The organism is Actinosynnema sp. NPDC037264 (genome assembly GCF_055603705.1).
In genome coordinates, this window is record NZ_JBVJVK010000006.1 from 148,348 (window position 1) to 166,248 (window position 17,901).

The window sequence follows — 17,901 nt, forward strand, 5'->3', positions numbered from 1 at the left end:
CCATGCGCGTGCTGATGTTGTCCTGGGAGTACCCGCCGGTCGTCGTCGGCGGTTTGGGCCGGCACGTGCACGCGCTGGCCGGGCACCTGGCGGCGCAGGGGCACGACGTGGTCGTGCTGTGCCGGCAGCCCTCGGGGACGGACGCGGTCACGCATCCCACGTCCGACACCGTGGTCGACGGCGTGCGGCTGATCCGGGTGGCCGAGGACCCGACGCACCTGGTGTTCGAGCGGGACCTGGTGGCGTGGACGCTGGCCATGGGTCACGCGATGACGCGGGCCGGGTTGGCGCTGCTGCGCGGCTGGCGGCCGGACGTCGTGCACGCGCACGACTGGCTGGTCACGCACCCCGCGATCGCGCTGGCCGAGGAGTGCGGCGCGCCGCTGGTGGCGACCGTGCACGCGACCGAGGCCGGTCGGCACAGCGGGTGGCTGTCGCAGACGTTGAACCAGCAGGTGCACTCGGTCGAGTGGTGGCTGGCGAACCGGGCGGACGCGCTGATCACGTGCTCGTCGGCGATGCGGACGGAGGTGGCGCACCTGTTCGAGGTGGAGCCGTCGTCCGTCACGGTGCTGCACAACGGCATCGAGCCCCGCCGGTGGCGGGTCCGGGCGTCCGACGTGGCCGCCGCGCGTGCCGCGCACAGCCCTTCGGGTGCGCCGCTGCTGCTGTTCTTCGGGCGGCTGGAGTGGGAGAAGGGCGTGCAGGACCTGATCGCCGCCCTGCCCCGGATCCGCCGGATCCACCCGGGCACCCGGTTGGTCGTGGCGGGCACCGGCACGCACCGGGACTGGCTCGTGGAGCAGGCGCGCAAGCACAAGGTGCGCCGGGCGGTGGACTTCGTCGGCCACCTGTCGGACCGGGCGCTGGCGGCGGCGTTGGCGGCGGCGGACGCGGTCGTGCTGCCGAGCAAGTACGAGCCGTTCGGCATCGTCGCGCTGGAAGCCGCGGCGGCCGGCACGCCTCTCGTCGCGTCCACCGCCGGCGGCCTCGGCGAGGTCGTCCTGGACGGCGTGACGGGCCTGTCCTTCGCCCCCGGCGACACCGAGGCCCTGGCCGGCGCGGTCCGGTCGGTGCTGGACGACCGCCCCGCCGCCGTCCGCCGGGCCCGCGCCGCGAAGTCCCGCCTGGCCACGGACTTCGACTGGTCGAAGATCGCCGAGGACACGGCCGCGGTCTACCGCTCCACGACCGTCCGCGACCACCCGCCGCTCGGCCGCCCCAAGATCCCGACCGGCAACGTGTTCCTCTAGTCCTCCGCCATGCGCCGAGAGCACGCCGTCGGCGCCGGCCGTGGTCCGGGCGTCCGCCGCGCTCTCGCCGCACGACGACGCCCTGGCCACCGCCGACCGCGCGTCCTGGGCCGAGCGCCTCGCCGTGGACGCGGGGTCAGCGGTCCGAGACGGTGAGCACCAGCTTGCCGGTGGTCCGGTTCGCCTCGCCGACCTCGTGCGCCTTGACGACGTCCGCCAGCGGGAAGGTCTCGGCGACGACCGCCCTCAGCTCGCCGCGCTCCACCAGTCCGGCCACGTGCTCCAGCACGGCGTGGTCCGGCACCACGGACACGACCGCCGCGCGCACGCCCAGCTCGTCCGCCATGACGCGGAGGGCGGGCAGCCGGGTCGGGTCCGGCAGGCCGATGTACAGCCCGCCGGGCTTGAGCACGCCCATCGACCGGCGCTCGTAGTCGCCGCCGATCAGGTCGAGCACCACGTCGACGTCCCGCAGCTCGCCGAAGTCCCGCGTCGTGTAGTCCACCGGCTCGTCGACGCCCAGCTCGCGCAGCAGGTCGTGCTTGCCGGCGCGCGCGGTGCCGATCACCCACGCCCCGAGCGACTTCGCCAGCTGCACGGCGACGTGCCCGACACCGCCCGCGGCGGCGTGGACCAGCACCCGGTCGCCCGGCTTGACGTCGGCGGCCTCGGTGAGGGCCTGCCACGCGGTGAGCGCGGCCAGCGGCAGGGCCGCCGCGTGCACGTGGTCGAGGCCGGCGGGCTTGCGGGCGAAGTGGCGCGCGGGCGCGGCGACGTACTCGGCGTACGCGCCGGCCTCGCGCGGCAGGTGGGGCATGCCGAACACCTCGTCGCCGACCCGGAACCGGTGCTCACCCGCCGGCACGTCCACCACGACGCCGGAGACGTCCCAGCCGGGCACCCACGGCGTGGTGAACCAGTAGCCGTGCCGCCGCACGTTCCAGTCGAACGGGTTCACGCCCGCCGCGCGCACCTCGACCACGACCTCGTCCCGCGCCGGCTCCGGCCGCGCGACCGTCCGCACCTCCATGACCTCGGGCCCGCCGAAGGCCTCGACCATCACCGCTCGCATCTCGTTCGTCATGGTCAAAGGATCATCTTCGGTGGTACCTCTTGTGAAGTAGGCACCTGAATGGTAATTAGGTACCTCGTGTATACCACCCCTGACCTGCGCGCTCACGGCGGTGCGGACGCCTACCTCCGCACGTGCGCGTCACGAGCCGTGCTCGACCTGCTCACCAACAAGTGGGTGTGCCTGGTGATCGGAGGCTTGCGCCCCGGCACCCTGCGCTTCGGCGAGCTCCGGCGACGCCTCGACGGCATCACCCAGAAGATGCTCACCCAGACCCTGCGGGACCTGGAACGGGCCGGGCTCGTGCACCGCGCCGTCTACCCGAGCGTGCCGCCGCGCGTCGAGTACAGCCTCACGCCGCTGGGTGACAACGTGGGCGGCCTGATGGACGCGATCAGGGTGTGGTCGGAGACCCACATCGACGACATCCGCGCCGCGCAGGAGGAGTACGACCGCAAGGCGGGCGAGGAGCTCCAGCCCGTCTAGGAGCCGTTGCGGGACTGCTCGAGGGCTTCCTGCGCCTTGCGCGCCATGTCGGCGACGGCGGCGCGGCGCACGGCGTCGGCCTCGTAGTCCGCGCGGCGGTCCTTGACGACCTTCGCCGGGATGCCCACGGCGATCTTGAAGTCCGGCACGTCGCCGCGCACCACGGCGTGCGCGCCGATCACGCAGCCGCGCCCGATCCGCGTGCCGCGGGTGACGGTGACCTTCGTGCCGAGCCAGCAGTCCGGCCCGATGCGCACCGGCGACTTCACGATGCCCTGGTCCTTGATCGGCAGCGTGACGTCCGCCGTGACGTGGTCGAAGTCGCAGACGTAGACCCAGTCGGCGATCAGCGTGGCCGCGCCGATCTCCACGTCGAGGTAGCAGTTCACCGTGTTGTCCTTGCCGAACACGGCCTTGTCGCCGATCCGCAGCGAACCCTCGTGGCAGCGGATGGCGTTGCCGTCGCCGATGTGCACCCAGCGCCCGATCTCCAGCCGGCCGTAGCCGGGGCGGCAGTGCAGGTCGACCTTCTTGCCCAGGAACACCATGCCGCGCAGCACCACGTGCGGGTTCGCGACCCGGAACTTCAGCAACCGCCAGTACCGCACCAGGTACCAGGGCGTGTACGCGCGGTGCCGCAGGACCCAGCGCAACGACGCCAGGGTGAGGAACCTGGCCTGCGCCGGATCGCGGCGCGACCGGCGCCACCTCGTCCACACCGGGGCACCCCACATGCTCGTCACGAATGGCACTCTAACTTCCACCGCCGACCGCTAAAGTGCCAGGTCGCCGTGCCGTCGAACGCACCACTGGGGGAAGCGCGTGCCACCGATCCGGGTTCGCCGGCGTCCCGCCGACCGGTCCAGGCTCAGCCGGGTCGGGGCGGGGCGGGGCCGCCGCGCCGCCGAGCGGTTACCGGGGAGGTCGTGGAGCTGGTTCGAGCTGGCCGCGCTGCTCCTCACCGGCGTCCCGATCGCCATGGTGGTGCTCAAGGCGCTGCTGTTCGCCGACTTCGACCTCCGACTGGTCCGGATCGTCGCGCGGCACATCGACTTCGCCGCGGTCGCGTTCAGCGCCTTCAGCCCCACGTTCATGGTGCTGCCCGCCTTCGCGTTCGTCGCGCTGTACGCCGTGGTGCCCAAGACCAGGAAGGGCCGCGTGGTCCGCGGCGCCCTCTTCGCGGCGGCCGTCCTGTCCTGCGCCCTGCTCCCGCTGCTGTTGGCCGGGATGATGCTGGCCGGCGTGGCGGTCACCTGGCTGGAGATCAGGGGCATGCGGGAGGAGCACGGCTTCAGCCGCCGCTGGGTGACGGCCGTGCTGGCCATCCCGCTGACCGCGTGCACCCTCGCGATCAACTTCCACGGCGTGCAGTTCTGGCTGCCCGTCGAGGCGGTCGAGCGGACCGACGGCACGCGGTCGGTGGGCTACGTGGTCGAGTCCGGCGACCACGACCTGACGTTCATCGCGCACGACACGCGCCGGCCGGAGATCCTGCGGCAGGACTCGGTCCGGGGCCGGACCCTGTGCACGCTCACCGACGTGCGGCCCGGCACGATCGGCGACGTGCTGGTGACCCCGGCCTACAAGCTGGCGATCCACCGCAAGCCCAACCCGCCGCTGCTGCCCCGGTGCCGGCCGTGATCCAGGATGGTGCCGTGACGACACCCCTCATCATCGACACCGACCCCGGCGTGGACGACGCGTTCGCCCTCGCCCTCGCCGCCGCCAGCCCCGAGGTCGACCTGATCGGGGTGACCACCGTCTTCGGCAACGTGTCGCTGGAGAACACCACGCGCAACGCCCTGCGGCTGCTGGCGCTCCTGGGCCGCGACGACGTGCCGGTGGGCGTCGGCGCGTCTCGGCCGCTGGTCCACCCCCACCCGCACCTGTCCAGCGCCCACGGCAAGGACGGACTCTCCGGGTACGCCGACACGCTGCCGGAAGCCACCCGAGGCCCCGACGGGCGCGACGCCGTCACGCTCCTGCGCGACCTGCTCGACCAGGCCGACCGACCCGTCACGATCGTCCCCATCGGCCCGCTCACCAACATCGCGCTGCTGCTGGCCGCCCACCCCGGCCTCAAGCCGAAGATCGGCAGGCTCGTCGTCATGGGCGGCGGGGTGAGCGGCGGCAACGTCACCGCCACGGCCGAGTTCAACGTCTGGAGCGACCCCGAGGCCGCCCGCCGCGTGCTGGTCGAGGAGGACGTGCCCACGACGCTGGTGCCGATGGACCTGACCCGCCGCTGCGCGGTCAGCGCCGAGTGGCTGGACGCGCTGGCGAAGACGTCGCGGGTCGCCGCCACGCTGGTCGGCCTCACGCCCTCCTACCTGGAGACCTACCGGCGTTTCCTCGGCTGGGACGGCATGGCGGTGCACGACGCGGTCGCGGTGGCCGAGGCGGTGCGGCCCGGCATCCTGAGCGGCACGCCGTTCCCGGTGGACGTCGACTGCTCCTACGGCCCGAACCGGGGCGCGCTCGTGGTGGACCGGCGACTGGAGGTGGAGGCCCCCAAGACGCTCGACATCACGCTGGACGCCGACCTCGACGGCCTGCGCGCGTTCCTCTTCGAGCGGCTAGGTGCGCTCGGCGTGCGCGAGTAGGTAGACGGGACGGCGGCCGATGCGCGTCAGCGCCACGGTCGCCTCCGCCGACCCGGACAGCTTCAGCCTCGGCCGCAGCGCGTTCGGGTCCACGTCCAGCCCGCGCACCAGGATCTCCAGCCGGCCCACGTCGTGCGCCCGCAGCACGGACCGCAACGCCTTCTCGCTGTAGTGCCCGTGCTCCACCACCCGGAACGCGCGCACGCCCGGCGGCGGCGTGGGTCCGGTCAGGTAGGCGATCCGCTCGTCCAGCTGCGCCAACCCGTGCCGGGCCGCGTAGTGCCGCACCAGCCCGGCCCGCACCACCGCGCCGTCCGGGTCGACCAGCCACTCGTCCGGCTCGCGCACACCGCAGTCGTCGGGGTCGGCGGACGTGACCGTCCACTCCGGACCGTCCGACCGCAGCACGGTCGCCCGCCGCGACACGCCGGGCGTGGCCAGGCCGCGCGTCCACAGGCACGCCTCGCGCACCTGCCCGTCCAACGACACCAGCTCGACCTCGTCCGCCCACGGCGCGACCGCGAAGTCGACGCCCGGCGCGCACTTCACCGCCAGGTCGCGGTCCGCGTAGGCCTCCGCCAGCTCGTCCAGCGGCGGCGCGAAGTCCGAGGGCCGCCACGTGCGCCGCCCGCTCGCGTCCCGCCGCGCCGGGTCGGCGAGCACCGCCGTGCCGCGCGACACCGGTCGCAACGCGTCCGCACGCACCAACGGCACCGCGTCACCCAGGTTGTGCCGCGCCATGGCCAGCCGCACCGGGTCCAGGTCCGACCCGATGGAACCCTCGGGCAACGCCGCCAGGTCCGCCCCGATCGAGCAGGTCACGTCGTGCGCCCGACCGCGGAAGCGACGTGCCCGGTGCACCGCCACCGGGTGGGCGGTGGCCTGCTGCAACGCGTCGGAGGTGAACAGCCCGTCGGCGAAACCGACCTTCGCGACCGCCTTGCGCCGCAACAGCACCGTCTCCAGCACCGCCGCGAAGTGCGTCGGCGAGACCTGCCTGGCCCGGTTCACGTCCGCCAGCCGCGACGCGGGCGTCAGCGGCAGGTCGGCCAGCGCCGACAACGCGGCGCGCCCGGCGTCCGAACGCAGGTACGCCACGTCGTCGAGGCTGAAGGCGTAGGCCACTAGACCGGCTTGCGACCCGTCACGGAGACGTTGTAGAACAGCTCGCGCGGCAGCACCTTGGCCAGCACGTTCTCGTCCACCCAGGACAGCCGCTGCCAGGTCTTGTAGGCGAACATCGCCCACCCGAAGCCCAGCTTCTCGCGCGGCACGGCGGCCTCGAACGTGCGCACCGGCCAGCCGAACAACGCCGCCGACAGCTCCTCGGTCACCGCGCGCACGCCGACCGCGCCGGCGCCGCGCGCGGTCCGCTCCAGGTCCGACGGGTCGAACGTGTGCAGGTCGACCACGGCCTCCAGCGCCGCGGCCCGCGAGGACTCGTCCAGCTCCTCCTGCGGCCGGCGCCAGTCGTTGAGCGGGGCCAGCTTGGTCACGTTGGTGGTCAGCCACCAGGTCAGCCGGCCGAGGTTGCGGGCGTAGAGGTTGCCCACGTTCGTCGGGTCGCCCGCGAACACGAACTTGCCGCCCGGCTTGAGCACCCGCAGCACCTCGCGCATCGCGGCGGGCACGTCCGGGATGTGGTGCAGCACGGCGTGCCCCACCACCAGGTCGAACGTGTCGTCGTCGTACGGGATGCGCTCGGCGTCGGCCACCCGGCCGTCGACCGGCAGCCCCAGCTGCCCGGCGTTGCGCAGCGCCACCTCGACCATGCCCGGCGACAGGTCGGTCACCGAGCCGCGCTTGATCACGCCGCCCTGCATCAGGTTGAGCAGGAAGAACCCCGTGCCGCAGCCCAGCTCCAACGCGTGCTCGTACGGCCCGGTGTCACCCGCGACCGCGCGGAACCGGTCCGTGGCGTAGGTGATGCAGCGCTCGTCGTAGGAGATCGACCACTTCTCGTCGTACGTGCCCGCTTCCCAGTCGTGGTAGAGCACGTTCGCGAGCTTGGGGTCTTTGTACGCCGCCTCGATCTCCTCGGCGGTGGCGTGCGGGTTGGGCTTGGGATCAACGGCCACTGAACTTCGCCTTCCCCGGGCCGTTCTCGATGAACGACGCCATGCCGGTCTTCTGGTCCTCGGTGGCGAACATCGCCGCGAACAGCTGGCTCTCCAGCTTCAGCCCGCTGCCGAGGTCGGTGTCCAACCCGCCGTCGATCGCGGCCTTCGCGGCGGCGTAGGCGCGCACCGGGCCGTTCACGAACTGGTCGGCCCACCGCTTCGCCGCCCCGTAGACGTCGTCGGGCGCCACGACCTCGTCCACCATGCCGATGCGCAACGCCTCCTCGGCGCCCACGAACCGGCCGGTGTAGATCAGGTCCTTGGCGCGCGACGGCCCGATCAGCCGCGGCAGGCGCTGCGTGCCGCCCATGCCGGGGATGACGCCGAGCAGGATCTCCGGCTGGCCGACCTTGGCGTTGTCGCCCGCGATCCGCCGGTCCGCGCACAGCGCCAGCTCGAACCCGCCGCCCAGGGCGTACCCGGTGATGGCGGCCACGGTCGGCTTGGGGATCTCCTCCACCGCACGCAGCGCCGAGGTGAACGCGCCCGCGCGGGCCGCCATCTCGGCGTAGGACAGCTCGGCCATCTCCTTGATGTCCGCGCCCGCCGCGAACACCTTCGGCCCGCCGTAGACGATCACCGAGTAGACGTCGGCCCGGTCGGCGGCCTCCAGCGCGGCGGACCGGATCTCCTCCTGGACCTGCCGGTTGAGCGCGTTCATCGGCGGGCGGTCCAGCCGGATGGTGCCGATCCCGTCCTCGACTTCGAGCCTCACGAACTCAGCCACGCGGTCCTCCTCGACCCTGACGTCGGTGCGCCTCGCAGGTTACCCCTCGGTAGTTTTCCGGCGGGCGAAGTACCTGTCACCCGACCGTTGGAGCTCCAGCGGCTGGTCGAACGTCTTCGAGAGGTTCTCCTCGGTCAGCACGTCGGCCAGCAGGCCCTGCGCCACGATGCCGCCGTCACGCAGCAGCAGCGCGTGCGTGAAGCCGGGCGGGATCTCCTCCACGTGGTGCGTGACCAGCACCGTCGCCGGCGCGTCCGGGTCCATCGCCAGCTCGGACAGCCGGGCGACCAGGTCCTCGCGGCCGCCCAGGTCCAGGCCCGCCGCGGGCTCGTCGAGCAGCAGCATCTCCGGGTCGGTCATCAACGCCCGCGAGATCAGCGTGCGCTTGCGCTCGCCCTCGGACAGCGTGCCGTAGGTGCGGTCGGCCAGGTGCTCGATGCCCATCGTGGCCAGCAGCTGCCTGGCGCGGCCGGTGTCGAGCCGGTCGTACTCCTCGCGCCAGCGCCCCAGCACCGCGTACCCGGCGCTGACCACCAGGTCGACCACCTTCTCGTCGGCCGGGATGCGCCCGTTCAACGCCGAGGAGGACAGCCCGATCCGGGGCCGCAGCTCGGCCATGTCGGTCCGGCCGATCCGCTCGCCGAGCAGGTGCACCTTGCCCTTGGTCGGGTGCAGCTCCGCGCCGGCCAGCCGGAGCAGCGTCGTCTTGCCGGCCCCGTTCGGGCCGAGCACGACCCAGCGCTCGTCGAGCTCCACGCTCCAGTCGACGTCCCCGACCAGCGTGGTCTTGCCACGTCGAACCGAAACACCCTGCATGTGGATGACCAGATCTTCGTTTTCCACGCCTGCCCTCGCCCCGTCGATGCGCCGCCGCCGCCATTGTTCTGCACCCCGTTCCGCCGGTGGTCCGGTGGGGGGAGGTATGGGCGGGCTCGGTGAACCTGAGCGCGCTCATGCCCACACCGAGCGTGTGTGCTGGAAAGATCGGGCGCATGGCTGCCGACTCGATCCTGCTCGCGGGCCGACCGTTCCCCCTCGGGGCGCACCCCGAGGCCGGAGGTGTGCGCTTCGCGGTCTCGGCACCGCCCGCGCACGCCGTGGAAGTGTGCCTGATCAGCGAAGACGGCACCGAGGAGCGGGTCGAGCTGACCGAGCGCACGTTCGGTGTCTGGCACGGGCTGATCTCCGGAGTCACGCCCGGTCAGCGCTACGGCTACCGCGTGCACGGGCCGTACGACCCGTCACGCGGCCTGCGGTGCAACCCGGCGAAGCTGTTGGTCGACCCGTATGCGACGCGGATCACGGGGACGTTGTCCGACCTCGACGCGGCGCTGGGCTACGTGGACGACCCGATGCTCGGCGGACCGTCACCGGTCGACTCGCTCGGCAGCGTGCCGCTGTCCGTGGTCACCTCGCCCGGCGGGCCGGACACCGGCGTGAAGCCCGAGGTGCCGTTCGAGGAGGCGGTGGTCTACGAGCTGCACGTGCGGGGGTTCACCAAGCGGCACCCGGCCGTGCCCGAGCACCAGCGCGGCACGTACCTGGGGCTGGCGCACCCGGCCGTGCTGGAGCACCTGACCCGGCTCGGCGTGACGTCGGTCGAGCTGCTGCCGGTGCACGCGTTCGTCGACGAGCCGTCGTTGATCCGCGACGGCAGGCACAACTACTGGGGCTACTCGCCGCTGAGCTACTTCGCGCCGCACCCCGCCTACGCCAGCGAGCCGGGCCGCGAGGTGGAGGAGTTCCGCACGATGGTCGCCGCGCTGCACAACGCGGAGATCGAAGTGATCATCGACGTGGTGTTCAACCACACGTGCGAGGGCGGTCCGGAGGGTCCGACGCTGTCCTACCGGGGATTCGACGCGCCCGGCTACTACCTGCACATCGACGGCGGCGGCACGCTCGACATCACCGGCTGCGGCAACACCACCGAGGCCGGGTCGCCGCAGTTCGTGCGGCTGGTGACGGACTCGCTGCGGTACTGGGCCACCGAGCTGGGCGTGGACGGGTTCCGGTTCGACCTCGCGTCCACGCTGGGCAGGCCCGGCGGCGGCCGGTTCGACCGGGCGTCGGCGATGCTCACCGCGATCACGCAGGACCCCGTGCTGTCGCGGTGCAAGCTGATCGCCGAGCCGTGGGACGCCACCGGCGACGGCTACCGGGTCGGCGACTTCGGCGTGCAGTGGGCCGAGTGGAACGGCCGGTACCGCGACACGGTGCGCGACTTCTGGCGCGGCATGACCAGCGTGCGCGACCTGGCGTACCGGTTGTCGGGCTCGTCCGACCTGTACGCCGACGACCTGCGGCGGCCGTGGCAGTCGGTCAACTTCATCACCGCGCACGACGGGTTCACGCTGCGCGACCTCGTGTCCTACAACGAGAAGCACAACCTGGCCAACGGCGAGGACAACCGCGACGGCACCAACGACAACCGGTCGTGGAACTGCGGCGTCGAGGGCGAGACGGACGACGCGGAGGTGCTGGCGCTGCGGGCCCGGCAGGCGCGCAACCTGCTCGCCACGCTGATGCTGTCCACCGGCACGCCGATGCTGACCGCCGGTGACGAGCAGTGGCGCACGCAGGGCGGCAACAACAACGCGTACTGCCTGGACGACGAGACGTCGTGGGTGGACTGGAAGCTCGGCGGCGAGGGCGAGGCGATGCTGGCGTTCGCCCGGCGCGTGATCGCGGTGCGGCGCGCGTCGCCCGCGTTGCGGCAGCCGCAGTTCTTCGACGGCCGGACCACGTCGTCCGGCGCGCCCGACCTGGTGTGGTTCCGGCCGGACGGCGAGGAGATGGCCGAGACCGACTGGTTCGACGAGGGCCGCCGGTTCCTCGGCATGTGGATCGACGGGTCGAACAGCCTGTCCCGCTCGCGTGACGGCGAACTGGTGTCGGACGACTCGTGGCTGCTGCTCCTGCACGCGGGCGCGGACCCGGTCGAGGTCACGCTGCCGGGACCCGAGTACGGCGGGCGCTACGAGCCGACGATCGACTCCACCACCCCCGACGGCTCGCCCGCGGCCGGGGAGAGCCTGGCGGCCGGCGCGACCGTCGTGCTGGAGGGCCGCTCGCTGTTGCTGCTGAGGGTGCCGAACTGAGTTGTGTCGGTGACCGACTGCCTCCGCCACCGACACGATCCTGCCTGGTGAGAGCCGTGCGCGCGGTGCGCCGATCCGTGGCACGATGCCGGCGTGGCCCGCCCGTTGCTGACCTGGTGCGACCGCACGATCGACCTCCTGCTGGTGGCGTCGTGCGGGTGTAGCCGGACGCGACGCGGCCGGTCCGGCCTACCTGGTTGACGCCGCGTCGCGTCTTGATCGCTACCCCGCCCGACCCGTAGCCATCAGGAGCGACCCACGTGACCGCGACGATCGCGCGCGCCGACCTGCACCCGAAGCTGGACGTGCGGTTCCTGCGCGACATCATCCACCCCGAACGCGACCTGTGGACGCCGCGCGAGCTGCGCGAGCTGACGTCCACCGTCGCCGCCGAACTGACCACCCCGCTGCTGGACGTCCTCCGGTACGACCCCGATCGGCGCTGGTGGGCGCGGCTCGGGCTGACCGGGGGCGTCGAGCTGTGGCTGCTGAGCTGGCTGCCCGGTCAGGGCACCGAAGCGCACGACCACGGTGGCGCGGCGGGCTCGTTCACCGTGCTCACCGGTGAGCTGGCGGAGGACTACCGCTACCCCGGTGGGCCGATCCGCAGCGCGCGGCGGCCCGTGGGCAGCGCGTTGGGGTTCGGCGCCGGGCGTGCGCACCGGGTGCTGAACCAGGGCAGTATCGGTGCGGCGAGCGTGCACGCCTACTCGCCGCCGCTGGTGCCGACCCGAGAGTACGCGAGCCTCGCCGACATACCGCGGGAGATCCCGCCGCTGCCCGCCCTGCGGCTGCCGTTGGAGCAGCTGCGCGTTCTGGCCGACCAGGAGGGTCCGTGAGTGCCGAGGAGTTGCTGGAACAAGCGCGGCGGTCGTTGAGCCGCGTGTCGCCGGAGGAGCTGGCCGGGCTGTCGGACGTGCTGGTGGTCGACATCAGACCACACCACGACCGGGCGGCGGAGGGTGAGATCCCCGGCTCGATCCCGGTGGAGCGCATCGTGCTGGAGTGGCGGCTGGACCCGAACGGCGAGCACCGGATCCCCGGCTTCACCGCCGACACCACCGTGGTCGTGCTGTGCAACGAGGGCTACGCCTCCAGCCTGGCCGCCCGCGACCTGCAACGCGTGGGCCTGCCGCGTGCGACGGACCTGGTCGGCGGCTTCCGCGGCTACGCCGCCGCCGGCCTGCCCGTGCGCCCGGGCGCCACCCAAGCCGTCACCTGACCGCCCCGAACGCGGAACTCGGCGTACCCGAGCGTCCGACCCGCGCGACCGGAGCGTCCGACACACGCGACCCGAGCGTTCGACACACGCGCGTGTCGAACCTCCAGGACCCGCGGGTCGATCCTTCAGGTCGCGCGGGTCCTGCCTTCAGCACACCCGAGTTCCGCGTTCGGGAACCAGGAGGCCGGCGGCAGCGTCTCCAGGTTCGTGTGGAAAGCGCTGACCGGGTTGGCCCTGGTCGTCCTCGTGATCTGGCGGCCGGGTGTCGCGACGTTCGGCGGGGCCGCGGTGGGGACGTGGGCGGTCAACGTGGCGCTCCAACTCGGCCTGCTGGCCGGCGCACGGCTGTTCCACGTGCGGGTGCCGTTGGTCGAGATCGGCGTCGGCGGCGAGATCCGCACGTGGACGAAGCCCCACCTTCGGGTGGTGTGGCGGACGATCCCGCTGCTGATGTCGGTCGGCCTCACGTCGATCAAGGCGCCGGTCCGCCGCCGGCTGTGGCTGACCGGGCTCACGTCGGCCGTCGTGGCCGCGGTGGTCGTGGCGGTGGCCTGGCTCGGCGCGCTCGGCTGGTCGGGCGCGGACCAGCCGTTCCTGCGCGGTTTCGCGGTCGCGGGCACGGCCGTGCTGCTCAACGGCCTGTGGCCACGACGCGGCGCGGGCACCACCTCACCCGGCTGGTTCCTGTTCGCCCTGCCCCGCGTGTCCGGCCGCACGGCGGCCGAGTACGAGGCGACCCCCCTGGTCAACGAGGTCACCGACGCGCTCGAAGTCGGCGACCTCGACCGGGCCGAGGCGCTGGCCGACGAACTGGTCGAGCGCCACCCCACGCTGCTGGTCGCGATCGGCGCGCGGTCCTCCGTGCTGACGCTGCGCGCCCGCTACGGCGAGGCGTTGCACCTGGTCAGCGGCCTGGTCGGGCGCACCGACCTGGAGCCGCGCGACATGGCGTTCGTGCTCGCCGCGATGGCCGGCTCCACGGCGAACGCGGTCGAGGGCGGCCAACTGCCCGCGGACGTCGGCGTGCCCGCGGCGAAACGCGCGGCGGACGGCGCGATGAAGTTCGGCTACCCCCGCCACCGCTGCACGGCCACGCTGGCCCAACTCGCCCTGATCGAGCACAACCACGCCACCGCGCTGGCCCTCGCCACCCAGGCCAAGGCCACCAGCGAGACCGGTCTCGCCCGCGCCGACGCCCTGGCCACGATCGCCCGCGCCCACATGGCCGCCGGTGACAACGCGGCCGCCCGCGCGAGCCTGGTCGAGGCCGAACAACTCGCCGGCTGGATGCCCCGGGTCGCCGAAACCACGGCCCGGCTCAACATCACCTGACCGGAGCCGGGGCTACGTCCGGCGGCATCGGTCGGGTCACGGGTGCGAGCGGGGAAGTCCGGCTCCAGGTCGGACTTCGCGCAGCACTACCTCACGTGCGCGGCCCACTCGAACCGCACTTCCGCTCGCTCCTGCTCGGCGATGGCGTTACCGACCTCGACGATGACCGCACCGAGGCGATCAGCCTGCCCGTCATCCCTGAACCGACCGGCAGCCGCCAACATCTCACCGAGCTTGGTCAGCTCCACCTTCCACGGCTCGGGAAGCGGCCCCGCGGTGTCCTCGCCCAGACCGATCTGCGTGAAGTCGATCGGCGGCCACGGATGCCGCCACCAGAGCGGATCCAGCACCAGGCAAGGGATCTCGACCCTTCGATCGCCGAGGTAGATGACGCCGCACATCGCCGACTCCGATCTATGCGGGTTGATCCGGCATGGTCGGCATGCCGCCCTCCGGCACGGGCAGGCCGCAGGTCTTCAGGGCCTCGTTCACCAGCTTCAACCACGTCTGCACTTCGGCGCGCAGCTTCCCCGGATCCGGCGCCACGGCGCCGGGCACGATCTTGCTCAACACGCTGAACGCGCCGGCGAACATGGCCAGGTCCTGCGACAGGCACAGCTCCGGCCCGTGCAACCGGCTCTCGGCGGGCGCGGTCGTCGGTGGTGTCGGCAGGCACTTCGCGGCCGTCATCGCCACCAGCACGCGGAGCGCCTCGCCCAGCGGCACGGCGGCCTTGTCGGGCGCCGGCGGGTTCGCGGCCAGCGGTGCGACCACCGTCTTGAGCGTGTCCGCGAGCTGCGTCACCAGTCCCGCGCACGCGGCGGGCGGTTCCGCCGACCGCCGCTGCGCCGACGCGGCCGGGATGACGGCCACGGCGAGCACGACGGCGAGCACCGTGCCGATCGTTGCGAATTTCCTCACGGCGGAAGCGTAAGCGCGGACGCGCGGCCACCTGCCGGTGAAAACCGCGAGTTCACCCGACCGAAGAAACCTCGGCACACCAGCGTGAATCAGATGACCGCCGGTCACGCCGACGGTCATCTGATCGAGCGACCTCAGCCGGCCAGCACGACCCGACCGAGTTCCGCCGGTGACGCGAGCAGGTCGTGCCGCGGCAGCACGCGCACCGTGTAGCCGACGGCGCCGGCGTGCGGCAGCGGCACCTCGATCTCGTAGTTGCCGTTGCCCGCGTAGTCCATCCCGTGCGTGACCACGTCGTACAGCTCGTCGGAGTCGCCGACCCGGCCCAACGCCACCTGGACGTCCACTTCGGACGGTTCGAGGCCGGCCAGCTCGATCCGCGCCCGCACGCCGACCGGCGAGCCGAGGTTCGGCGTCACCGACCCGTTCAGCGACATCTCCGACTCCAGCACCCGCACCCGCGTCCACGACGCCCGCAGCCGCTGCCGGTACGCGGCCAGCTCCTTCGCGCCCCGGAAACCCTCGCCGACGACCGAGGCGGCCGACGACGCGGCGGGCGCGTACAAGTTCTCCACGTACTCGCGCACCATCCGCGACGCCTGCACCGCCGGGCCGAGCGAGGCCAGCGTGTGCCGCACCATCGCCAGCCACCGCGTCGGCACCCCGTCCTCGCCGCGGTCGTAGAACAGCGGCGCGACCTGGTTGCCGAGCAGGTCGTACAGCGCGGCGGCCTCCAGGTCGTCACGCCGGGTCGGGTCGGTGATGCCGTCGGCGGTCGGGATGGCCCAGCCGTTGCTGCCGTCGTACAGCTCGTCCCACCAGCCGTCGCGGATCGACAGGTTCAGCCCGCCGTTGAGCGCCGACTTCATGCCGGACGTGCCGCACGCCTCCAGCGGGCGCATCGGGTTGTTCAGCCACACGTCGCAACCCCAGTACAGGTACCGGGCCATGGACATGTCGTAGTCGGGCAGGAACACGATCCGGTGCCGCACGCCCGCGTCGTCGGCGAACCGCACGATCTGCTGGATCAACGCCTTGCCGCCGTCGTCGGCGGGGTGCGACTTGCCCGCGACGACCAGCTGCACCGGCCGTTCGGGGTGCAGCAGGAGCGCGCGCAGCCGTTCGGCGTCGCGCAGCATCAGCGTCAGCCGCTTGTAGGTCGGCACGCGGCGGGCGAAGCCGACGGTCAGCACGTCCGGGTCGAACACCGAGTCGGTCCAGCCCAGCTCCAACGCCGAAGCGCCGCGCTGCAACCACGACGCGCGCGTGCGGCGGCGGACCTCGTCGACGAGCTTGCCGCGCAGGTCGTTGCGCAGCTCCCACAGCCGCTGGTCGGTGACGGGTTCGAACCCGTGCAGGCCGACGCCGGCCTCCTCCGTGTCGCCGACGAGCCTGCTCATCTCGGTCGCCGCCCACGTCGGGCCGTGCACGCCGTTGGTGACCGAGCCGATCGGCACCTCGGCGGCGTCGAAGCCCGGCCACAGGCCGCGGAACATGTCGCGGCTGACGGTGCCGTGCAGCCGGGAGACGCCGTTGGCGCGCTGCGCGAGCCGCAGGCCCATGTGCGCCATGTTGAACAGGCCGGGGTTGTCCTCCGCGCCGAGGGCGAGCAGGCGCTGGGTGTTCACGCCCGGCAGCAGGGCCTCGGAGCCGAAGTAGTGCTGCACCAGGTCGACGGGGAACCGGTCGATGCCGGCCGGCACCGGCGTGTGCGTGGTGAACACCGTGCCCGCGCGGACCGCCGCCAACGCCTGGTCGAAGTCCAGGCCCTCGGTCGTGACCAGCTCGCGGATGCGCTCCAGGCCGAGGAAGCCCGCGTGGCCCTCGTTGGTGTGGAAGACCTCGGGCGACGGGTGCCCGGTCAGGTCGCAGTACGTGCGCACGGCGCGGACGCCGCCCACGCCGGCCAGGATCTCCTGCCGGATGCGGTGGTCCTGGTCGCCGCCGTAGAGGCGGTCGGTGACGCCGCGCAGGTCGTCGTCGTTCTCCTCGACGTCGGAGTCGAGCAGGAGCAGCGGGATGCGGCCGACCTGCGCCTTCCACACCTTGGCGCGCAGCACCCGGTCGCCCGGCATGGCGACGTGCACGAGGATCGGCGCGCCGGACGGCTCGGTGAGCAGCTCCAGCGGCAGGCCTCGCGGGTCGAGCACCGGGTAGTGCTCGATCTGCCAGCCGTCCAGGGACAGCGCCTGGCGGAAGTAGCCCGACCGGTAGAGCAGGCCGACCGCGATCAGCGGCACGCCCAGGTCCGAGGCCGCCTTGAGGTGGTCGCCCGCCAGCACGCCGAGGCCGCCGGAGTAGTTCGGCAGGGCCTCGGTGACGCCGAACTCCATCGAGAAGTAGGCGATCGCGGTCGGCAGGGGGTGCAGGTCGTGGTTGCCGTGCTCGCGGCGCTGGGCGATCTCGTCCTGGCGGCGCTGGAACCAGCGCGGTCCGGTGGTGTAGCGGTGCAGGTCGTCGGCCAGGGCGCGGGCGTGCGCGAGGAACTGCTCGTCACGGGCGAGGGCTTCGAGGCGGTCGGGCGCGACCACGGACAGCAGCCGCAACGGGTCGCCGTGCTCGGCCCACAGCTCTGGGTCGACCGAAGCGAACAGGTCCTGGGTGGGCTGGTGCCACGTCCAGCGCAGGTTCGTGGCGAGGGTGCCCAGGGCGGTCAACGGCTCGGGCAGGCTGGCTCGGACGGTGAACCGGCGAAGTGCTCGCATGGCGTCGGACCTTATCCCCCATCCAGCGGTGCGGGACAACGGTCACCCGAACCGATGCCGTGACCGATACAGCTTCACCAGGGCAAACGGCGCTCTGCAAGTTATTTCGCCCACAGTGCGCAAACGTTGACGCGGCACCCTGGACACGTTCGGCGGCGCGGCGTGCGTTCGGCGCGGTCGGAGGCCGCCGGGGGCACCCCGGCGTGCGGCTGATCGCCAGGGCGGGTGGCACGGCAGGGTGGTCCGGCCGGCGCTACTCCGATCGTGTGAGCCCTAGTCGCTCGATTGAGATCGGCGTGGCTCCCGGTCGAAGCGGATCACCGCCTGCGAATCTGCTCGGATCGCGAGACGGGCGCCAC

Annotated in this window: 17 protein-coding genes; 8 read left to right on the forward strand and 9 right to left on the reverse strand. The window is 72.6% G+C overall.

Features of this window, described 5'->3' with window-relative positions; all coding sequences use genetic code 11:
• Positions 1–2: 2 nt before the first annotated feature.
• On the forward strand, positions 3–1,253 hold the full coding sequence (locus ACZ7GX_RS10160; RefSeq protein ID WP_498774923.1) for a glycosyltransferase family 4 protein: 1,251 nt from the start codon (positions 3–5) through the stop codon (positions 1,251–1,253).
• 136 nt (positions 1,254–1,389) lie between these two features.
• Here ACZ7GX_RS10160 and ACZ7GX_RS10165 read toward each other — a convergent pair whose 3' ends face one another.
• Positions 1,390–2,337 carry an NADP-dependent oxidoreductase gene (locus ACZ7GX_RS10165; RefSeq protein WP_498774925.1) on the reverse strand — a complete coding sequence of 316 codons (948 nt, stop codon included), beginning with the start codon at positions 2,335–2,337 and terminating at the stop codon, positions 1,390–1,392.
• A 66-nt stretch (positions 2,338–2,403) separates the two neighbouring features.
• Between ACZ7GX_RS10165 and ACZ7GX_RS10170 the strand changes: the two genes are divergently transcribed.
• On the forward strand, positions 2,404–2,811 hold the full coding sequence (locus ACZ7GX_RS10170) for a winged helix-turn-helix transcriptional regulator (RefSeq protein ID WP_498774927.1): 408 nt from the start codon (positions 2,404–2,406) through the stop codon (positions 2,809–2,811).
• Here the strand turns inward: ACZ7GX_RS10170 and ACZ7GX_RS10175 are convergent.
• Positions 2,808–3,554: an acyltransferase gene (locus ACZ7GX_RS10175; protein WP_498774929.1), complete on the reverse strand. Its 747-nt coding sequence runs from the start codon at positions 3,552–3,554 to the stop codon at positions 2,808–2,810. The two genes, ACZ7GX_RS10170 and ACZ7GX_RS10175, sit on opposite strands and share 4 nt — an antisense overlap.
• A 79-nt stretch (positions 3,555–3,633) precedes the next feature.
• On the opposite strand from ACZ7GX_RS10175, the gene ACZ7GX_RS10180 reads away from it, so the two are divergent.
• Both ACZ7GX_RS10180 and ACZ7GX_RS10185 read left to right on the forward strand, forming a co-directional pair.
• A complete protein-coding gene (locus ACZ7GX_RS10180; protein ID WP_498774931.1) occupies positions 3,634–4,452 on the forward strand; it encodes a hypothetical protein in 819 nt (272 codons plus the stop codon).
• Between the two features lie 14 nt (positions 4,453–4,466).
• Positions 4,467–5,414 (forward strand): nucleoside hydrolase, encoded by a 948-nt coding sequence (locus tag ACZ7GX_RS10185; RefSeq protein ID WP_498774933.1) that lies wholly within the window; start codon positions 4,467–4,469, stop codon positions 5,412–5,414.
• Here the strand turns inward: ACZ7GX_RS10185 and ACZ7GX_RS10190 are convergent.
• From ACZ7GX_RS10190 to ACZ7GX_RS10205, 4 genes are read right to left on the reverse strand one after another with little or no spacing between them, the layout of a single operon-like run.
• On the reverse strand, positions 5,388–6,539 hold the full coding sequence (locus ACZ7GX_RS10190; protein WP_498774935.1) for a THUMP-like domain-containing protein: 1,152 nt from the start codon (positions 6,537–6,539) through the stop codon (positions 5,388–5,390). The two genes, ACZ7GX_RS10185 and ACZ7GX_RS10190, sit on opposite strands and share 27 nt — an antisense overlap.
• The gene (locus ACZ7GX_RS10195; RefSeq protein ID WP_498774937.1) at positions 6,539–7,492 is read right to left on the reverse strand and encodes a class I SAM-dependent methyltransferase; all 954 of its coding nucleotides are present in this window, start codon (positions 7,490–7,492) and stop codon (positions 6,539–6,541) included. Before ACZ7GX_RS10195 ends, ACZ7GX_RS10190 begins: the two co-directional genes overlap by 1 nt.
• Positions 7,482–8,261 (reverse strand): enoyl-CoA hydratase/isomerase family protein, encoded by a 780-nt coding sequence (locus ACZ7GX_RS10200; RefSeq protein WP_498774939.1) that lies wholly within the window; start codon positions 8,259–8,261, stop codon positions 7,482–7,484. Before ACZ7GX_RS10200 ends, ACZ7GX_RS10195 begins: the two co-directional genes overlap by 11 nt.
• 39 nt (positions 8,262–8,300) lie before the next feature.
• Entirely contained in the window at positions 8,301–9,077 is a 777-nt protein-coding gene (locus ACZ7GX_RS10205; protein ID WP_498775216.1) for an ABC transporter ATP-binding protein, read from the reverse strand.
• 176 nt (positions 9,078–9,253) lie between these two features.
• Between ACZ7GX_RS10205 and glgX the strand changes: the two genes are divergently transcribed.
• From glgX to ACZ7GX_RS10225, 4 genes are all read left to right on the forward strand, one after another.
• A complete protein-coding gene (glgX, locus tag ACZ7GX_RS10210; protein WP_498774941.1) occupies positions 9,254–11,362 on the forward strand; it encodes a glycogen debranching protein GlgX in 2,109 nt (702 codons plus the stop codon).
• A 260-nt stretch (positions 11,363–11,622) separates the two neighbouring features.
• Positions 11,623–12,201, forward strand: a complete 579-nt coding sequence (locus tag ACZ7GX_RS10215) for a cysteine dioxygenase (protein WP_498774943.1) — start codon at positions 11,623–11,625, stop codon at positions 12,199–12,201.
• On the forward strand, positions 12,198–12,584 hold the full coding sequence (locus ACZ7GX_RS10220) for a rhodanese-like domain-containing protein (protein ID WP_498774945.1): 387 nt from the start codon (positions 12,198–12,200) through the stop codon (positions 12,582–12,584). The genes ACZ7GX_RS10215 and ACZ7GX_RS10220 overlap by 4 nt, the downstream gene beginning before the upstream one ends.
• A gap of 207 nt (positions 12,585–12,791) precedes the next feature.
• Entirely contained in the window at positions 12,792–13,916 is a 1,125-nt protein-coding gene (locus ACZ7GX_RS10225; protein ID WP_498774947.1) for a hypothetical protein, read from the forward strand.
• Positions 13,917–14,002: 86 nt separating this feature from the next.
• On the opposite strand, the gene ACZ7GX_RS10230 is transcribed toward ACZ7GX_RS10225, so the two are convergent.
• The 3 genes from ACZ7GX_RS10230 to glgP all read right to left on the reverse strand — a co-directional run bounded on the left by ACZ7GX_RS10230 (position 14,003) and on the right by glgP (position 17,542).
• Positions 14,003–14,317 carry a hypothetical protein gene (locus ACZ7GX_RS10230; protein ID WP_498774949.1) on the reverse strand — a complete coding sequence of 105 codons (315 nt, stop codon included), beginning with the start codon at positions 14,315–14,317 and terminating at the stop codon, positions 14,003–14,005.
• Positions 14,318–14,330: 13 nt separating this feature from the next.
• Positions 14,331–14,837 (reverse strand): hypothetical protein, encoded by a 507-nt coding sequence (locus ACZ7GX_RS10235; protein WP_498774951.1) that lies wholly within the window; start codon positions 14,835–14,837, stop codon positions 14,331–14,333.
• 134 nt (positions 14,838–14,971) lie between these two features.
• The gene (glgP, locus tag ACZ7GX_RS10240; RefSeq protein WP_498774953.1) at positions 14,972–17,542 is read right to left on the reverse strand and encodes an alpha-glucan family phosphorylase; all 2,571 of its coding nucleotides are present in this window, start codon (positions 17,540–17,542) and stop codon (positions 14,972–14,974) included.
• Positions 17,543–17,901 lie beyond the last annotated feature (359 nt).